The organism is Enterococcus sp. ZJ1622 (assembly GCF_011038845.1).
GTDB lineage: Bacteria > Bacillota > Bacilli > Lactobacillales > Enterococcaceae > Enterococcus_B.
The window spans coordinates 51,194-69,528 of sequence record NZ_JAAKDW010000002.1; the positions used below are offsets into that span (position 1 = coordinate 51,194).

16 protein-coding genes and 1 tRNA gene are annotated in these 18,335 nt (G+C 41.8%); 10 read left to right on the forward strand and 7 right to left on the reverse strand.

The window, feature by feature from the left end:
- Positions 1-148 precede the first annotated feature (148 nt).
- Together G7Y42_RS02045 and G7Y42_RS02050 are read right to left on the reverse strand one after the other, a co-directional pair.
- A complete protein-coding gene (locus G7Y42_RS02045; RefSeq protein ID WP_165003793.1) occupies positions 149-1,762 on the reverse strand; it encodes an FAD-dependent oxidoreductase in 1,614 nt (537 codons plus the stop codon).
- Positions 1,763-2,328: 566 nt separating this feature from the next.
- Positions 2,329-4,263: an ABC-F family ATP-binding cassette domain-containing protein gene (locus tag G7Y42_RS02050; protein ID WP_165003791.1), complete on the reverse strand. Its 1,935-nt coding sequence runs from the start codon at positions 4,261-4,263 to the stop codon at positions 2,329-2,331.
- A 223-nt stretch (positions 4,264-4,486) separates the two neighbouring features.
- Between G7Y42_RS02050 and G7Y42_RS02055 the strand changes: the two genes are divergently transcribed.
- Positions 4,487-5,137 (forward strand): redox-sensing transcriptional repressor Rex, encoded by a 651-nt coding sequence (locus G7Y42_RS02055; RefSeq protein ID WP_165003789.1) that lies wholly within the window; start codon positions 4,487-4,489, stop codon positions 5,135-5,137.
- A gap of 177 nt (positions 5,138-5,314) precedes the next feature.
- Here the strand turns inward: G7Y42_RS02055 and G7Y42_RS02060 are convergent, their stop codons facing one another.
- Positions 5,315-5,668, reverse strand: a complete 354-nt coding sequence (locus tag G7Y42_RS02060; RefSeq protein WP_165003788.1) for a thioredoxin family protein — start codon at positions 5,666-5,668, stop codon at positions 5,315-5,317.
- A gap of 188 nt (positions 5,669-5,856) precedes the next feature.
- Between G7Y42_RS02060 and G7Y42_RS02065 the strand changes: the two genes are divergently transcribed.
- From G7Y42_RS02065 to G7Y42_RS02080, 4 genes are all read left to right on the forward strand, one after another.
- Complete coding sequence (locus G7Y42_RS02065) at positions 5,857-6,798, forward strand: permease (RefSeq protein ID WP_165003786.1); 942 nt, start codon at positions 5,857-5,859, stop codon at positions 6,796-6,798.
- Between the two features lie 10 nt (positions 6,799-6,808).
- The gene (locus G7Y42_RS02070) at positions 6,809-7,657 is read left to right on the forward strand and encodes a TIGR03943 family protein (protein ID WP_165003783.1); all 849 of its coding nucleotides are present in this window, start codon (positions 6,809-6,811) and stop codon (positions 7,655-7,657) included.
- Positions 7,658-7,780: 123 nt separating this feature from the next.
- Positions 7,781-8,521, forward strand: coding sequence for an ABC transporter ATP-binding protein (locus G7Y42_RS02075; RefSeq protein WP_165003781.1), 741 nt, complete (start codon positions 7,781-7,783; stop codon positions 8,519-8,521).
- The gene (locus G7Y42_RS02080) at positions 8,514-10,094 is read left to right on the forward strand and encodes an ABC transporter (RefSeq protein ID WP_165003779.1); all 1,581 of its coding nucleotides are present in this window, start codon (positions 8,514-8,516) and stop codon (positions 10,092-10,094) included. Before G7Y42_RS02075 ends, G7Y42_RS02080 begins: the two co-directional genes overlap by 8 nt.
- Positions 10,095-10,598: 504 nt before the next feature.
- Here the strand turns inward: G7Y42_RS02080 and G7Y42_RS02085 are convergent.
- Positions 10,599-11,078 (reverse strand): threonine/serine exporter family protein, encoded by a 480-nt coding sequence (locus tag G7Y42_RS02085; RefSeq protein WP_165003777.1) that lies wholly within the window; start codon positions 11,076-11,078, stop codon positions 10,599-10,601.
- 15 nt (positions 11,079-11,093) lie between these two features.
- Entirely contained in the window at positions 11,094-11,846 is a 753-nt protein-coding gene (locus G7Y42_RS02090; protein ID WP_165003775.1) for a threonine/serine exporter family protein, read from the reverse strand.
- Positions 11,847-11,969: 123 nt separating this feature from the next.
- Between G7Y42_RS02090 and G7Y42_RS02095 the strand changes: the two genes are divergently transcribed.
- The 5 genes from G7Y42_RS02095 (at position 11,970) to G7Y42_RS02115 (ending at position 14,399) form a co-directional block, all read left to right on the forward strand.
- Positions 11,970-12,040, forward strand: a tRNA-Gly gene (locus G7Y42_RS02095).
- 342 nt (positions 12,041-12,382) lie between these two features.
- Positions 12,383-13,105 carry a DNA/RNA non-specific endonuclease gene (locus G7Y42_RS02100; protein ID WP_165003773.1) on the forward strand — a complete coding sequence of 241 codons (723 nt, stop codon included), beginning with the start codon at positions 12,383-12,385 and terminating at the stop codon, positions 13,103-13,105.
- 270 nt (positions 13,106-13,375) lie between these two features.
- A complete protein-coding gene (locus tag G7Y42_RS02105; RefSeq protein WP_002290885.1) occupies positions 13,376-13,642 on the forward strand; it encodes an IreB family regulatory phosphoprotein in 267 nt (88 codons plus the stop codon).
- Complete coding sequence (gene ruvX, locus G7Y42_RS02110) at positions 13,639-14,070, forward strand: Holliday junction resolvase RuvX (RefSeq protein WP_165003771.1); 432 nt, start codon at positions 13,639-13,641, stop codon at positions 14,068-14,070. Before G7Y42_RS02105 ends, ruvX begins: the two co-directional genes overlap by 4 nt.
- Positions 14,071-14,093: 23 nt before the next feature.
- On the forward strand, positions 14,094-14,399 hold the full coding sequence (locus G7Y42_RS02115; protein WP_165003770.1) for a DUF1292 domain-containing protein: 306 nt from the start codon (positions 14,094-14,096) through the stop codon (positions 14,397-14,399).
- A gap of 140 nt (positions 14,400-14,539) precedes the next feature.
- Here the strand turns inward: G7Y42_RS02115 and G7Y42_RS02120 are convergent, their stop codons facing one another.
- The gene (locus G7Y42_RS02120; protein WP_165003768.1) at positions 14,540-15,865 is read right to left on the reverse strand and encodes a 2-hydroxycarboxylate transporter family protein; all 1,326 of its coding nucleotides are present in this window, start codon (positions 15,863-15,865) and stop codon (positions 14,540-14,542) included.
- A 155-nt stretch (positions 15,866-16,020) separates the two neighbouring features.
- On the reverse strand, positions 16,021-17,661 hold the full coding sequence (locus tag G7Y42_RS02125; protein WP_165003766.1) for a malolactic enzyme: 1,641 nt from the start codon (positions 17,659-17,661) through the stop codon (positions 16,021-16,023).
- Positions 17,662-18,335: the final 674 nt, after the last annotated feature.

The window sequence follows — 18,335 nt, forward strand, 5'->3', positions numbered from 1 at the left end:
TACTAAAAGTCAAAGAATAAGACATAAATTCTTCATATTTATCTTCTATTCTATATACATACCAACCAACAACCCTATATACTTTTTCATTTTTACTCCTCAAGTAAAAATAACTCCTAGACCGCGGCTACCCACCGCGGTCGTTTTTTTATTCTTCGATCAGAACAGCTTTGATGCCAAAACCGGCTAAGATACGAGCAGAGGTATACGTATTCAGTCCTTTTCGGAAAGTGATATATACTTTTTTATCTTTCGGAATCTCATTGATCCGATCACGCAATTCATTCATCGGGATATTTTTAGTTGCCGGAATACTGCCAGAAGGCGCCTTGTTCGGTTCACGGATATCCAGGAAAAATGCCTGCATAAGATCGTTCTCAGGAATGTCACTTGCTTTGATCGTTTCAACGACGTTTGTCATCTGATTGATCGCAACATAGCCTGCGATATTCAATGGATCGCGCGTTGTAGAATAAGGAGGTGAGTAAGGTAATTCCAAATCAGGCAGATCGAAGACAGTCAGATTTCCGGTGATCGCCACAGATAATTCGCCCATCCGTTTATCGACCCCTTTTTCTCCCACGGCTTGGCCACCTAAGATCCGGCCAGTATCCGCATCAAAAATCAGTTTCAAATTCAATCGAGTAGCTCCTGGGTAAAAATAGGCATGATCGAACGGAGTGATAAAAATTGTTTTGTAATTCGTGATGCCAGCTGCTTGCAGCGCATGCTCCGTCATTCCAGCATAGCTTGCGGTGTAATCGAAAATTTTGCCGACACCAGCTCCGATATAGCCTCGATAACGCATAGGAGTACCGTTCAACATATCTGCCAGCATATGTCCTTGACGGTTCGCTGCACTAGACAGCATACTTGAGATCGGCTGTCCAGTGACGACACTGGTAGTCTCGATGATATCACCAATCGCATACACGTCAGGCAGATTCGTCCGCAACTGATCATCGACAATTATCTGTCCATTTTCAGACAACGTGATACCAGCAGCTTCAACTACTTCGTTATTAGGTGACACGCCTACAGCAAAGACAAGCATATCCGTGTGGAGGATAGAGCCATCGGATAATAGAAGTTCTTTTCCGTTTTGACGGATCTCAGTCACTTTCGTACTTAGATGGACGGTTAGCCCTTTTTCGATCAATTTATCATAGATTAGATCAGCGATTTCGGGATCATAAGGAAAAGCGACTTGAGGCAGCTGGTCGATCAAAGTGACTGCCATCTTGCGATGTTTGAAGTTCTCCGCTAATTCCAAGCCCATGACTCCTGCACCAAGGATGACCACCGACTGCGGCTGCTCTTTTTCCATGAAAGCTTTGATTCGATCCGCGTCTGTCACACTACGCAAAACAAATCCGTTTTCTGCTTCTGAAACACCAGGGATCTCTGGATAAGCAGGTCTGGCACCAGCAGAAATGATCAGCTTGTCATAAGAAGTTTCAGTTTCTTCATTCGTCTCTAGATTCTTGACCGTCAATCGTTTGGTAGAAGGGTCGATTTTTGTGACTTCATGTTTAGTGAAGACATCGATATTGTTTTTTACTTTCAAGATTTCTGGTGTTCGTTCGATCAATGTATCACGGTCTTCGATCACATCTCCTAAATAATAAGGCAAGGCACAGCTTGCATAAGAGATATGCTCTCCGCGTTCATAAATGATGATCTCGTGTTCTTCATTCAAGCGGCGCAAACGAGTCGCAAAAGAAGGCCCTCCAGCGACACCGCCGATCACTACAACTTTCATAAAAACATCTCCTTTTCTAACATGATCGTACTATTTTCTGACAGAAACGGCAAAAAATTGTGCCGGCATTTTTATTGAATATTTAGAGCCGACGAAAAAAATAGAAGAATTTCTGGCACTGATCAAGTGACTGAATAAAAAAATTAAGCCTGCCTGAAAGAGAGGTTGTGAAAAAGCTGCCCTGCATCAAGTAATAAGAACAACCAAACAAAAATAGCTTTTCATATTTTTCGTTTGGTTGGGCTTATTACCGCAGATGCAAGCTTTTGAACACCGTTTAGTGAAGAGGTTGTGAGCCTGCCGTTTAACTCTGAGGCACAAGGAACAATTTCAAAAAACAGCTTCTCATGTTTGATGAATATTGTGACTTGTGCCCGAGGAATTGGCAGGGAAACATAGTGGAGAGGTCGTGACAACTGCGTTTTGATCTGAGTATTAGCCCATAAAAATGAAAAATAGCTTCCCATATTTTAAAAAATCGTGCCTTATTGCCGATAGGCAGTTTCTGGGACACCGTTTATTCGGAAAAAGGAACTGCGACAAGACTTTTGTCACAGCTCCTTTCATCAATTGTCATATTCTTCTAATTCCAAGCTCAGTTCTTCCCACTCAGTCAATTTTGTTTCTTGATCTTGTCTAGCAGATTCTAAAGCTTGGTTCAGCTCGTTGAGTTTCACATGGTCATCAAGGATTTCTGGAGAAACCATTTCTTGTTCCAGCTGATCGATCAGCTCATCTAAATGGGTCATCTCTTCTTCGACTTGGGTGATCTTCCGCTCTAGGCTGCGGATGAGCTTTTGCTGTTCTTTGCTTTGGTAATAATCGGATTTGTTCGTAGGAACGGGTGCTGCTGCTGGCTCATCTTGCGCTAGCAGCTCAGCGATTTCTTCTTCCTCCTGTTTCTTTTCCAGATAATAATCATAATCGCCTAAATAGACTTTGCTGCCATTTTCTGAAAGTTCAACGACTTTTGTCGCGATTCGATTGATGAAGTAGCGGTCATGGGAAACAAATAGGAGTGTCCCGTCATAATCGATCAGTGCATTTTCAAGTACCTCTTTGTTATCGATATCCAAATGGTTGGTTGGTTCATCCAGTATCAGGAAATTCTCCTTGTTCATGGCCAGTTTTGCCAAGGCAACGCGTGCTTTTTCGCCACCGCTCAATAAAGGGATCGTTTTTTCAACGTCTTCACCAGAGAATAAAAAGGCACCGAGTACACTGCGGATTTCTTTTTCAGGCGTGGTTGGATGTTCATCCCATAATTCGGCTAAGATCGTTTTGTTCGTATGCAGATCTGCCTGACCTTGGTCATAGTATCCGATGCTGACGTTGGTTCCGAGCGTTTCTTTTCCTCGGATGAATGGCAGCTGATGGATGATGGATTTCAGCAAGGTCGATTTTCCTATCCCATTTGGCCCGACTAATGCGATCGCTTCTTGTCGGCGGATATCCAGATTGATCGGTTCGGATAAGATCTCGCCATCATAACCGATCGCAGCATCTTCGACTTGTAAAACGACATTTCCTGAAGGTTTTTCTACGCTGAAAAGAAAATGTGCTTGTTTTTCGTCTCCTTGCGGCCGATCCAGACGGTCGATCTTTTCTAAGGCTTTCCGGCGGCTTTGGGCACGTTTTGTCGTGGATGCTCGAACGAGATTACGTGCAACGAAATCTTCTAGCTTGTGGATTTCCGTCTGCTGTTTTTCGTAGGCTTTCCAGTCACTTGCTAATTGTTCGGCTTTTACATCCAGGTATCTTGAATAGTTGCCTTTATAATGACGCATTTTCTTCCGGCTCAGTTCATAGACTTCTGTTACGACTTTATCTAAAAAGTAGCGGTCATGTGAAACGATCAGTAACGCACCTGTATAGCTTTGCAGATATCCCTCAAGCCAGGAGAGGGTCTCGATATCCAGATGGTTCGTTGGTTCATCGAGTATCAGGATGTCAGGATGCTGCAGCAACATCCTTGCTAATGCAAGACGAGTCCGTTGCCCTCCAGATAAGGTGTTGATCGTCTGATCATAAAAGGAAGGATCGAACTTGAAACCATGTAAGACGGATCTGATCTCGTTTTCATAACCATAGCCGTTCTTATCGGAAAATTCGTGTTGGAGACGATCGTATTCTTTGAGATGGGACTCATAAGTCGGCGTATCTGGCGTGCCTTCACTGATGAAAAGCTCTAATTCGCGCATACGATGTTCCATTTGCCGGACATTTTCGAATGCTTTCAGCATCTCGTTCCATACGGTCTCAGTTGAATCCAGCCCAGTATCCTGTGCTAAATACCCAAGCGTAGCCGTTTTGTTTTTAGCGATCGAACCCTCGTCTGGACTTTCGATCCCGGCGATGATTTTCAGTAAAGTCGATTTTCCAGCACCGTTTCTTCCTACTAAGGCGATCCGTGCGCCGGTGCTGATTTCTAAATGGATGTTTTCAAATAAAATCTCTGCCCCAAAATGTCGGGCGATCTGATTGGCTTGTAATAATATCATGGAATCCTCTTTTCTACTTTGTGAATTCTCCTAGAAATAAAATCTCATTTTCATCTAGTAGTCTACCATAAAATCTTTGATACTGCGAGATTGACGTAAATGATAAAAAAATGAATAAAGAATAAAATTTCACAATATTCGAGCAATGAAATTGATTTTTTCCTATACATACTGCTATGATGTATAAATCAAGATGAAATAGACAATACGTGGAGGTCATTACGTGAAAGATCATATTATTCCAAAGGCGACGGCAAAAAGGCTGCCTTTGTATTATCGTTATTTAAGAATTTTAAATAATGCTGGAAAGAAAAAGGTATCTTCGACTGAGTTGAGTGAAGCAGTCCAAGTCGACAGTGCAACGATCCGTCGAGACTTTTCTTATTTTGGCGAACTTGGAAAACGCGGATACGGCTATGATGTAGAAGATTTGATGCACTTTTTTGCAAAAACGCTGAATGACGATCAGTTAACAAATGTGGCACTGATCGGTGTCGGTAATCTGGGAAGTGCGTTGCTGAAATATAAATTCCATCAAAGCAACAGTATCCGTGTCAGCTGTGCTTTTGATGTCAATGAAGAAATCGTTGGTCGAATCGTAGACGGCATCCCTGTTTATCCGATGGAAGACATGACGGAACAAATCAGGATCCAGCAAATCGAAGTAGCGATTCTGACCATTCCTGCAGAAAGAGCGCAAGAAGTGGTGAATAAGCTGACAGAAGCCGGAATCAAAGGAATCTTGAACTTTACAGCTGCGCGTTTGAATGCACCTGCAGATGTCTTGATCCAAAATGTGGACCTGACGAATGAATTGCAGACATTGATCTACTTTTTACATTCTGATCCATCGATCCACACAACTGAAGACTAGCAGAAAAAAAGGTGTGACAAGAATTCTGTCACACCTTTTTTCGAATAAACGGTGTTCTCCTGCCAACTCCTCGGGCACAAGTCACAATATACATAAAACATGAGAAGCTGTTTTTTGAAATTGTTCCTTGTGCCTCAGAGTTGAACGGCAGGATCACAACCTCTTTTTTTGTCTGCTTTATTTTCCTGAGAATAATTCCTCGTAAGAAAGTGAGTCTTCTTCTGCTGTCAGCTGGTCCAAAAGCTGTTTGATCTTATTGAAATCAATGAAGCGCGCTTGTCGGGCAACTTCTTTTCCGTGATGATAGATAAGGACAACAGGAGCTGTCAATACTTCAAAAGCGCTAGCGACTTCTGGTGTTTCGTCGGCATCCAGATGAAAAGCAGGGAGATCATAATGAGTCAGCAGCTCTTCGATACGAGGCCGGACGGCATGGCAGACACTGCATCCTGGCATAGAAAGATAGACGACTGCTGTTTCTTCTTTTTGTAGTCTTGTTTGGACTTGCGCTAGATCTGTTGTTTTTTTCATGTCTATTCTCCTTTTAGAAGCAAGTATGTAAGGATACTTAATTTAATCGCAAATATGAAAAAAGTCAATCAAACTGTTTGTGAAGGAAAGATAAGACTTATGTAAAAAATTTCAGAGAAGCTTGTTTTTTTTTAAAGAAAAGCGTATATTGTCAAAGCAAATGATGTAGAAATAGAAGGAGGAAACACATGTTTTCTTTTATGCCCAATTCGGTTTTGCAGATGAGTACGATCTTCTTGTCGATCGTGATCGAAGCATTGCCATTTGTTTTATTAGGCTGTATCATCTCTGGAGCCTTGCAAGTATTCTTAACACCGGAGCGCGTGAAACGCTGGCTTCCGCAAAATCGGCTGTTATCTATTTTGTTGGGGTCGATCTTAGGCTTTTTCTTTCCATCCTGTGAATGCGGAATCGTACCGATCGTTCACCAGTTCGTAAAAAAAGGCGTACCAGTACATACTGCTTTTGCTTTTATGCTGACTGCTCCTATCATCAATCCTATCGTCATATTTTCCACATTCATCGCATTCGGCAATTCTTGGAAAATGGCAGGCTGGCGGATGCTAGGGAGCTTTATCGTGGCGCTGATCATCGGAGTGTGGCTAGCTTATTTTCAGAAAGAATCTGTATTGAAAGAAAAAATATCCGTGAAAACGAGTGACGGACATCATCACCATCACCACGGACAGCCAGAAAAAGCAGAAGCGACCGCTCGCCCTAACTGGATCAGTCGCTTCACGAGACAAACGGGGCATGTGTTGACCCATGCAATCGATGAATTTTTTGATACTGGCCGTTATTTGATCATCGGTGGACTGATCGCCTCGGCAATGCAAACTTATCTGCCGACTCGTGTCATGCTGACGCTAGGTTCCACGAAGATTTTGGCGATCATCATCATGCTACTGCTAGCTTTTACCATGTCGCTTTGCTCCGAAGCAGATGCATTCATCGGTTCTTCCTTATTGAGCTTGTTCGGTACTGCTCCAGTCGTGGCTTTTCTGGTTTTCGGTCCTATGGTAGATATCAAGAATCTGTTGATGATGGAACGCTACTTCACTGGACGGTTCATCCTTTCACTGATCGGACTGATCGCTTTGAGCGTGGTCGGCTTCACACTATTCATCTAGGAGGAGAAACATGATACGATTTTTGATATTATCCGGTTATTTCGAACTGATGATGTATTTGCAAGTATCTGGCAAACTTGACCAGTATATCAACGTCCATTATCGGTATTTAGCGATCCTTTCGATGATTTTGTCTGCACTATTAGCGCTAGTCCAGCTTTATTTATGGGTAAAAGATGGGAAAGGAAATTCTCATGAGAAGGATCCTGAGCAGTTGCATGACCATGAACATGGCCTGTCAAAACCTTATCAGCGGGTGATCGCTTATGTTTTACTGGCACTGCCAGTGATCGTGGGCACTTTGTTTCCGACCGTCAGTCTCGATACCACGATCGTAGAAGCAAAGGGTTTCAATTTTCCTGTAAGCAAAGAATCTGTGGGTGATCCAGAAATGCAGACACAGTACTTGAAACCGGATACCAGTATTTATTTCAATAAATCTGATTATCTGGATCAAATGAATGAATTAAAAGAAAAATACGGCGATAAGCAAACGATCAAGATCACGGATGAGAATTATTTGGAAGTCATGGAACTGATCTATAATTATCCAAGTGAATTCATCGGGAAAAACGTATCTTATGAAGGCTTCGTCTACCGGACACCAGAAAAAGAGAAAGAAGACATTTTCTTGTTCCGTTTCGGGATCATCCATTGTGTGGCGGACTCCGGCGTCTTTGGATTGCTGACGCATCTGCCAGAAGGAATGACAGTCAAAAATGATGAATGGTATAAAATAGAAGGAACGATCCAATCTGATTATTATCAACCATTCAAGCGAGAAATACCAACGGTGGTAGTAACAAAAGCCGTAAAAATAGAAGCGCCTAAGAACCAATACGTCTATCGTTCGTTTTAAAAAAAAGCGCATGGAGTGTGACAGCACCCCATGCGCTTTTTTGCCTTTTTCTGATTTTCGCATTTACGCCGAATAAAGCAAGGAGTACAATAAAAGATAACAATCAGCTAAAGGAGTGACAGAATGATCGAATTTATCCATTTAAGCAAGAACTACGGGACGAAACAAGCATTGAAAGAACTAACGCTCACAATCGAACAAGGAGAGATTTTCGGCTTTTTAGGACATAACGGTGCAGGAAAATCGACGACGATCAAAAGTCTGGTGAGTATCATCGAACCGACATCAGGCACGATTCGAGTGGACGGGACAGAGTTGCGGAACAATCGCATGGAAATCAAACGAAAAATCGGTTATGTGCCTGATTCACCAGATATTTTTTTGCAGCTGACTGCTGGGGAATACTGGGATCTGATCAGCGCTGCATATGAATTGGATAAGGAAGAAAAAGAAACGCGATTGGCAGAATTGACAGCGCTTTTTGATATGAATGTCCATCGGGAGGAAACGCTCGCTAGTTTTTCACATGGTATGCGGCAGAAAACGATCCTGATCGGGACGCTGCTGCCTGATCCAGACATCTGGGTACTGGACGAGCCGTTACAAGGGTTAGACCCTCAAGCAGCCTATGATCTGAAAGAAATGATGAAAGCGCATGCTGCGAAAGGGAAAACAGTGATTTTCTCGACCCATGTCTTGGATACGGCACAACAGTTATGTGATAAGATCGCCATATTGAAAAAAGGGGAATTGATCTATCAGGGAGAGGTAAGTGATCTTTTGCAGGGATCGCCGAACGAATCGCTGGAAACGATCTATTTGAAAATGGCTGGCAGACAAGCAGCAGGTGAGCTGCATGGTTAAAGGACAGTTGATCGAGCTGACGCGAGTGAATCTTCGATATGCCAATCCGCAATTGACGAACAAAGCACGTGAAAAAGGAAAAAGCGGAAAAGAACTATCTAGTTATCTATTGAGACAGTACGTATTATCTGCAATGATTTTTTTGCTGATCTACGGATTTACGATGTTCATGGTCGATTTCAGTCGAATGCCTGGTTTTTTTACTTATTATATGGCTCTTTTCGGGATATTAGGTCTGTCTCAAAGTGTGACGATCATTTACAATGTGTTTTTTGAAGGGAACGATCTACAAACTTTTTTGCCTTTGCCTTTCAGACAAGGACAGATTTTTTTAGCTAAAATCGCTGTTGTTGCATTGACCGTCGCGCCTTATGTCTTACCATTGATAGTCGTGTTTATTTTAACAGGATGGCGTTCTGGGCTGTTGTTGCCATTTGTGATTTTGTTCTCATTCCTGCTTTTTTGTCTCTGTTTAGTACTTATTTTCTGCTTGAGCAGCCTGATCGTATTTGGCCTGGCAAGGACTGCGTTTTTCCAAAAACATAAAAAACTGGTGACGAGCTTACTTCTTGGCGGATCGATGCTAGTAGCGATCTTCGGGATACTGTTAATGAATAATCAGACGTCGACCTTTGAAAAAGGCTATACAGATCATGAGGTGATTTCACTTTTCATACCGTTCTATTATGCGATCAGTCAGCCCTTTACACAGATCGGTGTGCTGAGTTGGCTGGGTGTGATGATGGTTGCAGCAGGGTTAGCAGGGGGGATCAAAATAGGGATTCTACCGAAGCTTTATGATCAATTGACGACAGCGATGAGTGGTACCGAAGCCAAGCGCAAACATAAAAAAAATCAGAACCTGAAGCAATTATTGTGGAGTTATCATTCACAATTAGTTCGTGATCCGAATCTGATCATGCAGGTCCTGTCGTCCTCATTATTGACACCTATCATCTTTGTGTTTGCTTTTGCGTTTACCGGAGAGATCGATTTGAGCAGTATCGATATCCGCCTGATTGGTGTGGTGTTTCTTGCGGGGGTGTCGTTCGCTTTCCTGACAGTGAACCAAACGTCTTTCGTGAGTAATATGATCTCTCTTGATCGGGAAAATTTCTTGTTTATCCGTTCACTGCCCTTATCCATGAAAAAATATCTGAAAGAAAAGTTTCGTTTTGCCTGTTGCTTGCAGATGTTCCTGACTGGAGGAATCGCATTAGTGAGTGGCGTGATTTTTCGAATGCCTTTATTGTTTTTATTCATCCTAGTATTAGGATCGATTTTAGGCAGCTATCTATTGTCTATGCGCTTCTTTGCACGAGATTATCGCATGCTGCAGCTAGAATGGACCAATATCAATCAGTTATTTACGCGAGGGTCAGGCGCACTAGGACTTGTAGCTGCGATGATTGGGACGATAATCGGAAGTGTCATTCTTCTAGTTTTATATGGAATAGCGGCATTCATCTTTCCGTTTTGGCTGCTAAATGGCGTAGTATGGTTTCTTATCCTCGGCTGTTCTGCTCTTTGGGTATGGCATTACAAACGAGTATTCTGGTCTAGATTTGATTGAACTAGAAAAAGGGAAGAACCTAGTGATTAGTTTTTTTGATGATAAAACCAGAGAACGGAACAAAAACAGAAAAAAGCTGTTTTCGTTCCGTTCTCTTTTGGCTGAAATCATTAAGAATATCAGTGATCGGATGATGCAACGTATCTACTTGGCTCTTAAAGCTGAGCGGCACTAAGCCCGATCAGATACAAAATATGAGGAGCTATTTTCCATTTTTTCTCTCTAATACTCAGATCAAAAAGCAGTTGTCACGACCTCTCCACTAAACGGTGTTCAAGAGACAGCCTATCGGCAATAAGGCACGATTTTGTAAAAATATGGGAAGATATTTTTCAAAATCACTTCTTATCGCTCAAGGCTGACCGTCTCTTTCACGACCTCTCCACTAAACGGTGTTCCCCTGCCAACTCCTCGGGCACAAGTCACAATATTCATCAAACATGAGGAGCTGTTTGTTGAAATTGTTCCTTGTGCCTCAGAGTTAAACGTCAGGCTCACAACCTCTTATTTTAAAAATCTCTTTTTCCTCTTCAGCAAAATAGCGTCTCTTTTGACTTTGAAATTACGGATATTATGGTTGAAAACTTCAGACAAAACCAGACCAAGAGCGATTGCCCCAGCGATCATGATTGCTTGGACTGTGTAATGAGCGGCTGCTTGATAGGATTCTGTCACTAAATTTCGCACGGCCTGATAAGCTAGTCCACCTGGAACTAAGGGGACCATGCTAGGAATATTGAAAATAGTAACAGGCATTTTCAATCGTTTGGAAAAAATATCACTGATAAAAGCAACTCCAAGGGAACCTAGCAAAGACCCAAACGCTGCTGAGCCACCCATCTGTACACATACCCAATAGATCATCCAGCCGAATGCGCCAGAAAACCCGCACCAGATCAATGAACGGCGTGGAACATTCGTAATGACTGCAAATGCTGCAGTTGCTAAAAAACTAAAAGAAAATTGAATCACAACAGTTCCCATCTTCGTGCTCCTTTCTTAATAAAAAAGCTGAAATATAAAGGCTACCGCAAAGCCGATCATGGTAGCGGTCATCATCGCTTCAGTCCCGCGAGACACGCCCGAAACATAATGTCCGGCTAACAGATCACGAATGGCATTCGTGATCTGTACACCTGGGACTAATGGCATGACACAGCCGATAATGATCAAATCCTGATTGATCCCTATCCCAAGCCGTACACTGAAAATAGCTGCTACGCCAATCAGCAAAGAAGACAGGAATTCAGATAGGAACTTGATACGAAAGAATTTCAGACTAAAGAGATAGATTGCGTACCCGATACCGCCAATCGCCAAAGTGACAGGTAAATCAGCCAACTCACCGCCGAATAGGACCATGATCGTTGCGCTGATGACAGCCGCACTGAGAATCTGCAGCCAAACGGGAAAGAAGGAGCGGTCTCGCTCGATATCTTGTAGCTCCTGATAAAGCTCTGGCAAGGTAAGTTCTCCAGCGACATATTTTCGTGAAAGATTGTTCACTTTCACGACTTTTTCTAAGTTGATCGAACGATTGGTGATCTGTTCCATTCGGATAGTAGAGGTGCGGTCAAGCCCGATAAACAGACCAGTCTGAGTGACATAACTCACTAAACGGAAATTCCCGGAAGCTAAAGCGATACGACTCATCGTGTCTTCTACTCGATACATCTCCGCATTGCTTTCCATCATGATCTTCCCGGCCAATAAACAAGTATCAAGTAATAAATCCAATTTCTTTTCCGTCATAGCATCTTCTCCAGTAATCGATTTGTTACTTTTTATTTTACTACAAATTTGAAAAAAGAAGCGAAAAAGGTCTGAAAAAAACTTGAGCTGCGAAAAAAATAGGCGTATACTGTTTCTTGTATCGCGGGTGTAGTTTAGTGGTAAAATCCCAGCTTCCCAAGCTGATGTCGCGGGTTCGATTCCCGTCACCCGCTTAAAAAAGGTTGTGAAAAAGCTGATCTGCATCAAGCAGTAAGAACGATCAGCTGAAAATAGCTTCTCATATTTTGTATCTGATCAGACTTGATGCCGCAGATGCAAGCTTTTGAACATCGCGCACGAGAGACTGTTACCCTGTTTTGAACACTCAAATTTGTTTCTAGAAGAACGAAGCATATGTTAATCTACAAGACAAGTGCATGAAGAAGAGGATCTCCTCTTCTTTTTTGTTTATGGAAAAATACCTGCAATTGGCCGGTTTTTACGCTTTTTCAGTATTTCCTTATAGGGGAACATATGTTAAGATTTAGGGAGTTGTTTAGAAAAGGAGTAAGAGAATGAGCAAAAAGTCTACAAAAGCGATCGTGGGACTCGTTGTTGCTGTCATCGCAGGAGCATTGGGCATCACGACCACTCAAAAAGATTCAGATATCCTGCAGCAGATCACAGGGATATTCGATTCTGCCCCGCAAGCATCAAAGGTGGCTGATGTGCCTGCCTATGATGGCAAACATCAGGAAATCGAGATCAACGGCAACAAGCCGACATTCACACAAGAAGACCTCAGCCTGTCAAAAGGAACGTGGGAAAGCTATTCGGATATCGACCGCTTGAACAGAGTAGGCCAAGCAAATGCGATGCTAGGCAAGGAGTTGTTCCCAACGGAAAAAAGAGAAGCTCTATATATCGATCCAACAGGCTGGAAACAAAAGAAATTAAGCGACGGACAATGGTTATATAACCGGAGCCATTTGATCGGATTCCAGTTGACCGGACAAAACAATAACATAAAAAACCTCATGACTGGTACACGTTCGTTGAATGCACCTTATATGCTAGCGCATGAAAATGATATCGCAGCTTATATCAAGGAAACAAATCACCATGTCCGTTACCGTGTCACACCGCATTTTGAAGGGAATGAACTAGTGGCGCGAGGCGTACAATTAGAAGCCGAAAGTATTGAAGACAAAAAACTGGTGTTCAATGTATTCATCTATAATGTACAAGAAGGTTATACGATCAATTACGAAACAGGACAGGCTACGAAAGCAAAATAAAAAACAGTCCGTATTCGAATTTTTTGTGAATTTTGTGAAAAAACTGTGTAAAAACATACATCGGATAAATTTTAGCGTATACTTTAATAAAAGAAAGCTTTTCTAAAAAAGAAAAGCAAAACGACAGAAACTGGGCAAAAAATGATATAGTTAGATGTTTCTTAATTTCTCTGGAAGTTTTGAATATTTGTTTGTAGTTTTGCCTTACTTCGAGTAAAATAAGGGTGTATAAGGTAAGTTCATTACCTTGCGGGAAAGAGGTGTAGAATCATGGGTTTTACAGATGAAACCGTACGTTTTGGTTTTGATGATAGTCGTAAAAAAGAAGTCAGCGAAACATTAGCGATCGTTTATCGGGCTTTAGAAGAAAAAGGCTACAATCCAATCAACCAGATTGTTGGCTACTTGCTTTCTGGAGACCCGGCCTACATTCCTCGTTATCGTGATGCACGAAATCTGATTCGTCGTCATGAACGCGATGAAATCATGGAAGTTATCGTGAAGGATTATCTATCAAATCATGGGGTCAATCTATGAGGGTGATGGGCTTGGACGTCGGCTCAAAAACAGTAGGTGTCGCTATCAGCGATCCATTTGGCTGGACGGCTCAAGGAGTAGAGATCATTCGGATCGACGAAGCAGCAGGCGAATTCGGGTTTGACCGTTTGAAGGAACTGGTCGAACAGTATGAAGTTGAGCGCTTTGTCGTAGGATTGCCTAAGAACATGAATAATTCAATCGGGCCAAGAGCCGAAGCATCAATGGCTTATGGAGAAAAAATCAAGGAATTGTTTTTTCTGCCAGTCGATTATCAGGATGAACGGCTGACGACTGTTCAAGCAGAACGAATGTTAGTAGAACAAGCAAATACATCGCGAGCCAAGCGAAAAAAAGTGATTGACAAATTAGCCGCTGTGATGATTTTACAAAATTATTTAGACGGTTCAGGCAAGCAATTATTTTAGAATAAATGAAAAGAGGTAATCTTATGACAGAACATAACCATACACATGATCATGAAGGGCATGAGCACATCACATTGGTGGACGACCAAGGAAACGAAACGTTGTACGAAATCTTGCTGACAGTAGATGGACAAGAAGAATTCGGACGTAACTATGTCCTGCTTTATCCAGCTGGTGTATCAGAAGATGAAGACGTAGAATTACAGGCTTATGCATATATCGAAAACGAAGATGGAACAGAAGGCGAGCTGGAACAAATCGAAACAGACGCTGAATGGGACATGATCGAAGAAGTATTCAATACATTCATGGCTGAAGAAGAAGAATAGTTTCAAAGAATGGGAGAAACCTTGTTATAGCAGGGTTTCTTTTTTTTGCCAATTGAACAATCGGCAGATGCAAGAGTAGAGGGAAATCAACGCACAAAAAAAGACAACCAAGCATCGCTTGATTGTCTTTTTTAGTTTTATCAAGAAAACAGCTGCATCAAGAATCCTGAAATAATCAAGACGATGGCACCGCCAAGTCGGTTACCCATTTGTGCGAAAGCAATCAGTTCCATACGGTTAGCAGCAGATAAAACAGCTACGTTCCCAGTACCACCCATTGAGTTGTTGCACAAGCCGGCAGTGATCGTTGATTCGATTGGATACAAGCCGAATAGACGACCGACAAATCCTGAAACAAGAGAGATAACGATCACACTTGTTAGACATAAAACAACGAATTGCCATGTCAATGCAGAAGCTAAAACGTTCAAGTTCAGCAAAGCGATACCGATACCTGCGAGAACAGCCGCAGTCAAGTTTTTAACGACAAGGTTATTGAACATGATTGCTGCATCTTCATAGTACTCAGGTAATAGGTTCGCGATTTTACAAATCACGACGATGATGATCATGAATGCGTACGCATGAACTTTTGGTACAAAGTAATTACAGATTTGACCTAGGATGAAGAAAGTGATCGAAACCATCAGACCAACTCCTAATTGAGGGATGCTTGGTTTGACATTACGAGGTTTTCCATCGCCAAGGTCGCCTTTTTCCATCAGTTTTCCGTTCCCGTTGATCTTAGGCATTGATTGACCTGCACGAGCAACTAAAGCAGCGCCGATGATCGCCAAGACATTCGTCATCGCTGTAGCGGGAAGCAATCGGGAAATGATTTGTGAAGCATCCGTTCCTAAGACATTTGCATAGATGGTAGATAGCGGAACAGCTCCGGCACCGACACCACCAGCCATAGCAGGTAAAGAAACATAAAGGACAGAATCAGCAAATCCATTGCCGATCAGCATACCGACAAGTCCGACAGCAAAGAAAGCTGCAACCATTGAAATAAGTGCTACCGGAATAAAACGTACAGAAGCTTTCATCAGTAAGTTTCTATTCATCCCAAGGATACTACCGGTGATCAAAGCTGCAATGTAAAAATCCAAGAAACCCATATTGTTGATGAAGTTCTCTGTAGATTTGACCACATAATCAGGCAAGATGCCGAATGTAGCAATCGCAGCAGAAGCAAAAATAGCAAAAACAGATCCGCCACCTAGATAACTTCTAACGATAGGGATTTTCGTACCGATAAAATGGAATAAATTTCCTAAGATAACTAAAACAGCGATTGGTCCGATCATGTTTGTCGGAAGTTTGCCTAATGCCATCGCAGCGATCAGTACAACAAGCATGATCAAATAGATTGGCAGGCTGACACCGCTGATTTTCGTTGACCAAAAACCTTCTTTTTTCTTTTCTTCAACTGGTGAGACAGTTGATGTTTCTTTTTGTGCCATTCAGACAGATCCTTTCTCATTTTTATCAATCAGAAGGCAAAGAGAGTGCGGCAAAAGTATGCGGAAGTACTCGCTATTTTTGCCGCAGCCGCTTTTTCTTCTTTTATTTGGACATGCTCGAAAAGAGTAGTCTATTCGTCAAACGAATTAAATGATTATTTTTCTAAATCGTTGTATTCTGGGACCCATTTAGCAGCTTCTACAGCAGCTTTGATATCAGTGATTTCTTCACGGTTCAATCCTTGTGCAACAACGGATTTCGCTACAGTTTCAGCGATGATTTGAGAGAATTCAGTGATTTTGGCTACTGGAGGCAAGATTGCTGCACCTGGTTTTGTCACATCAACGATACCACCCAATGCACGACTTGCTTGAGAAATGATTTCAGCATTCACACGAGTTGCTGTTGAAGCAATCAGACCAAGACCAAGACCTGGATACATCAATGCGTTGTTTGCTTGACCGATTTGGTAAGTTACACCGTTATATTCAACATCTGCGGCAGGGATACCTGTTCCGACTAATGCTTTACCATCTGTCCATTCGATCAAATCTTGTGCTTTTGCTTCCGCCAATTTTGTTGGGTTTGACAAAGGCATGATGATTGGACGTGGTGTATGTGCAGCCATTTCTTTTACGATTTCTTCTGTAAAGGCACCTGGCTGTGTAGATGTTCCGATCATGATTGTTGGATGGATTGCTTTTACGACAGCTTCCAAGTTTGTCAATTCTGCATGGTTCGCAAATTCAGAACGTTTGCGGGCAAATGGAATTTGTCCAGGAGTCAATCCTTCAGTATCTTCAAATAACAAGCCTTGTTTGTCGACTTGATAGAAGTGTGTACGTGCTTCTTCTTCAGGTACACCTTGACGGATCATTTCATCTAAAAGGATATTTGCAATACCGACACCGGCAGTACCAGCACCGAAAGTTAAGATTGTTTGATCTTTCAATTGTTCGCCAGAAATATTCAAACCACCTAATACACCAGCTAAAACAACGATCCCTGTACCTTGGATATCATCATTGAAAGTAGTGATCTTGTCTTCATATTTTTCTAAGATCGTTGCGGCATTTCCGCGTCCGAAGTCTTCCCAGTGCAACAATAGTTCAGGGAACAAATCTGTTGCTGCATTGACGAATTGGTCAATGAATTCATAGTAAGTTTCGCCTTCCACACGTTCGTGGCGGTTACCTAGATATAATGGGTTGTTCAACAATTCTTTGTTGTTTGTACCAGCATCGATTGAAACAGGTAATACTTGTGCAGGATTGATTCCGGCAGCAGCAGTATAGACCATCAATTTACCGATAGCGATATCGACACCATTGACACCCCAGTCACCCATACCTAAGATTCCTTCTGCGTCTGTAACAACGATCAGGCGGATGTCGCGGCCGTCAGCAGCGTTTTCCAAGCTTGCTTTGATGTTTTCTGGTTCATCGATTGAAAGAAAAGCAGCATCTTGTGGTTTCAAGAAAATTTCGTTGTATTGTTCGATTGAATCTGCCACAACTGGATCATAAACGACTGGCATGAATTCAACTAAGTGTTCACCCATCAATTTGTAGAACAATGTACGGTTCGTATTGAATAGGTTCATCAAGAAAATACGTTTTTCCAAATCTGTTTGTTTGCTCAAATATTGACCATATGCTTGAACTGATTGTTGTTCTAATGTTTGGACAGTACTTGGAAGCATACCAGTGATGCCGTATTTGGCACGTTCTTCTTTTGTAAAGGCTGTTCCTTTATTTAAAAATGGATTATTCAGTAAGTTTAATCCTTTCAACATGAAAAATTCCCCCTAAGTTTTTAATACAAACGAAGTATAGTCCGTTTGTTTTGCTATAGTCAAAATACGTGGTAACGATAAAAATTATTTATATGACAAGTGGCAAATGCAGCATATTTTATAAAGTGAAGCATCGCGTCATTTCTTATATGAAAATTTTTTGTTGTTTTGATTAGAAAATAAAAACAAATAGATTGATTGTTTTTCATTTTACTACGTGATCCTCTATGTCACAAGAAATCGGGCTTGTAACGACTTTGCTTATGCTCCAAAAAATTCTTTTTTCAAGAAAAAAATGATTTTTCAAATAATGATAGTAGCTGTTATTATTTGGCCATGGCAAAGAATAACTCAATTGTCATCTAACGCATCATTACATATTTAAAATGTATTCCTGTCTACTTGGACCATATGAGCACAGTGTTATGTAGCAAGGGGAGACCGTCAAGAAAGAATGCGTCGTCCTTGTGGCCAATTCGCAAGATATCAAGATTACAACTGAAAAATGCAGTAGGTAACAAACTAAATTTCCTTTACCGAGTATCCAATCTCTATTGTTCGAAACGAATGTCTATTTAGAAGAATGGTTTTGATACGTACTCGCTGCTAGATACGAAAGGCGAAATTTTTTGAAACAGATGATTTGCCTGTATCAATGCAGAAGTGTACTATAA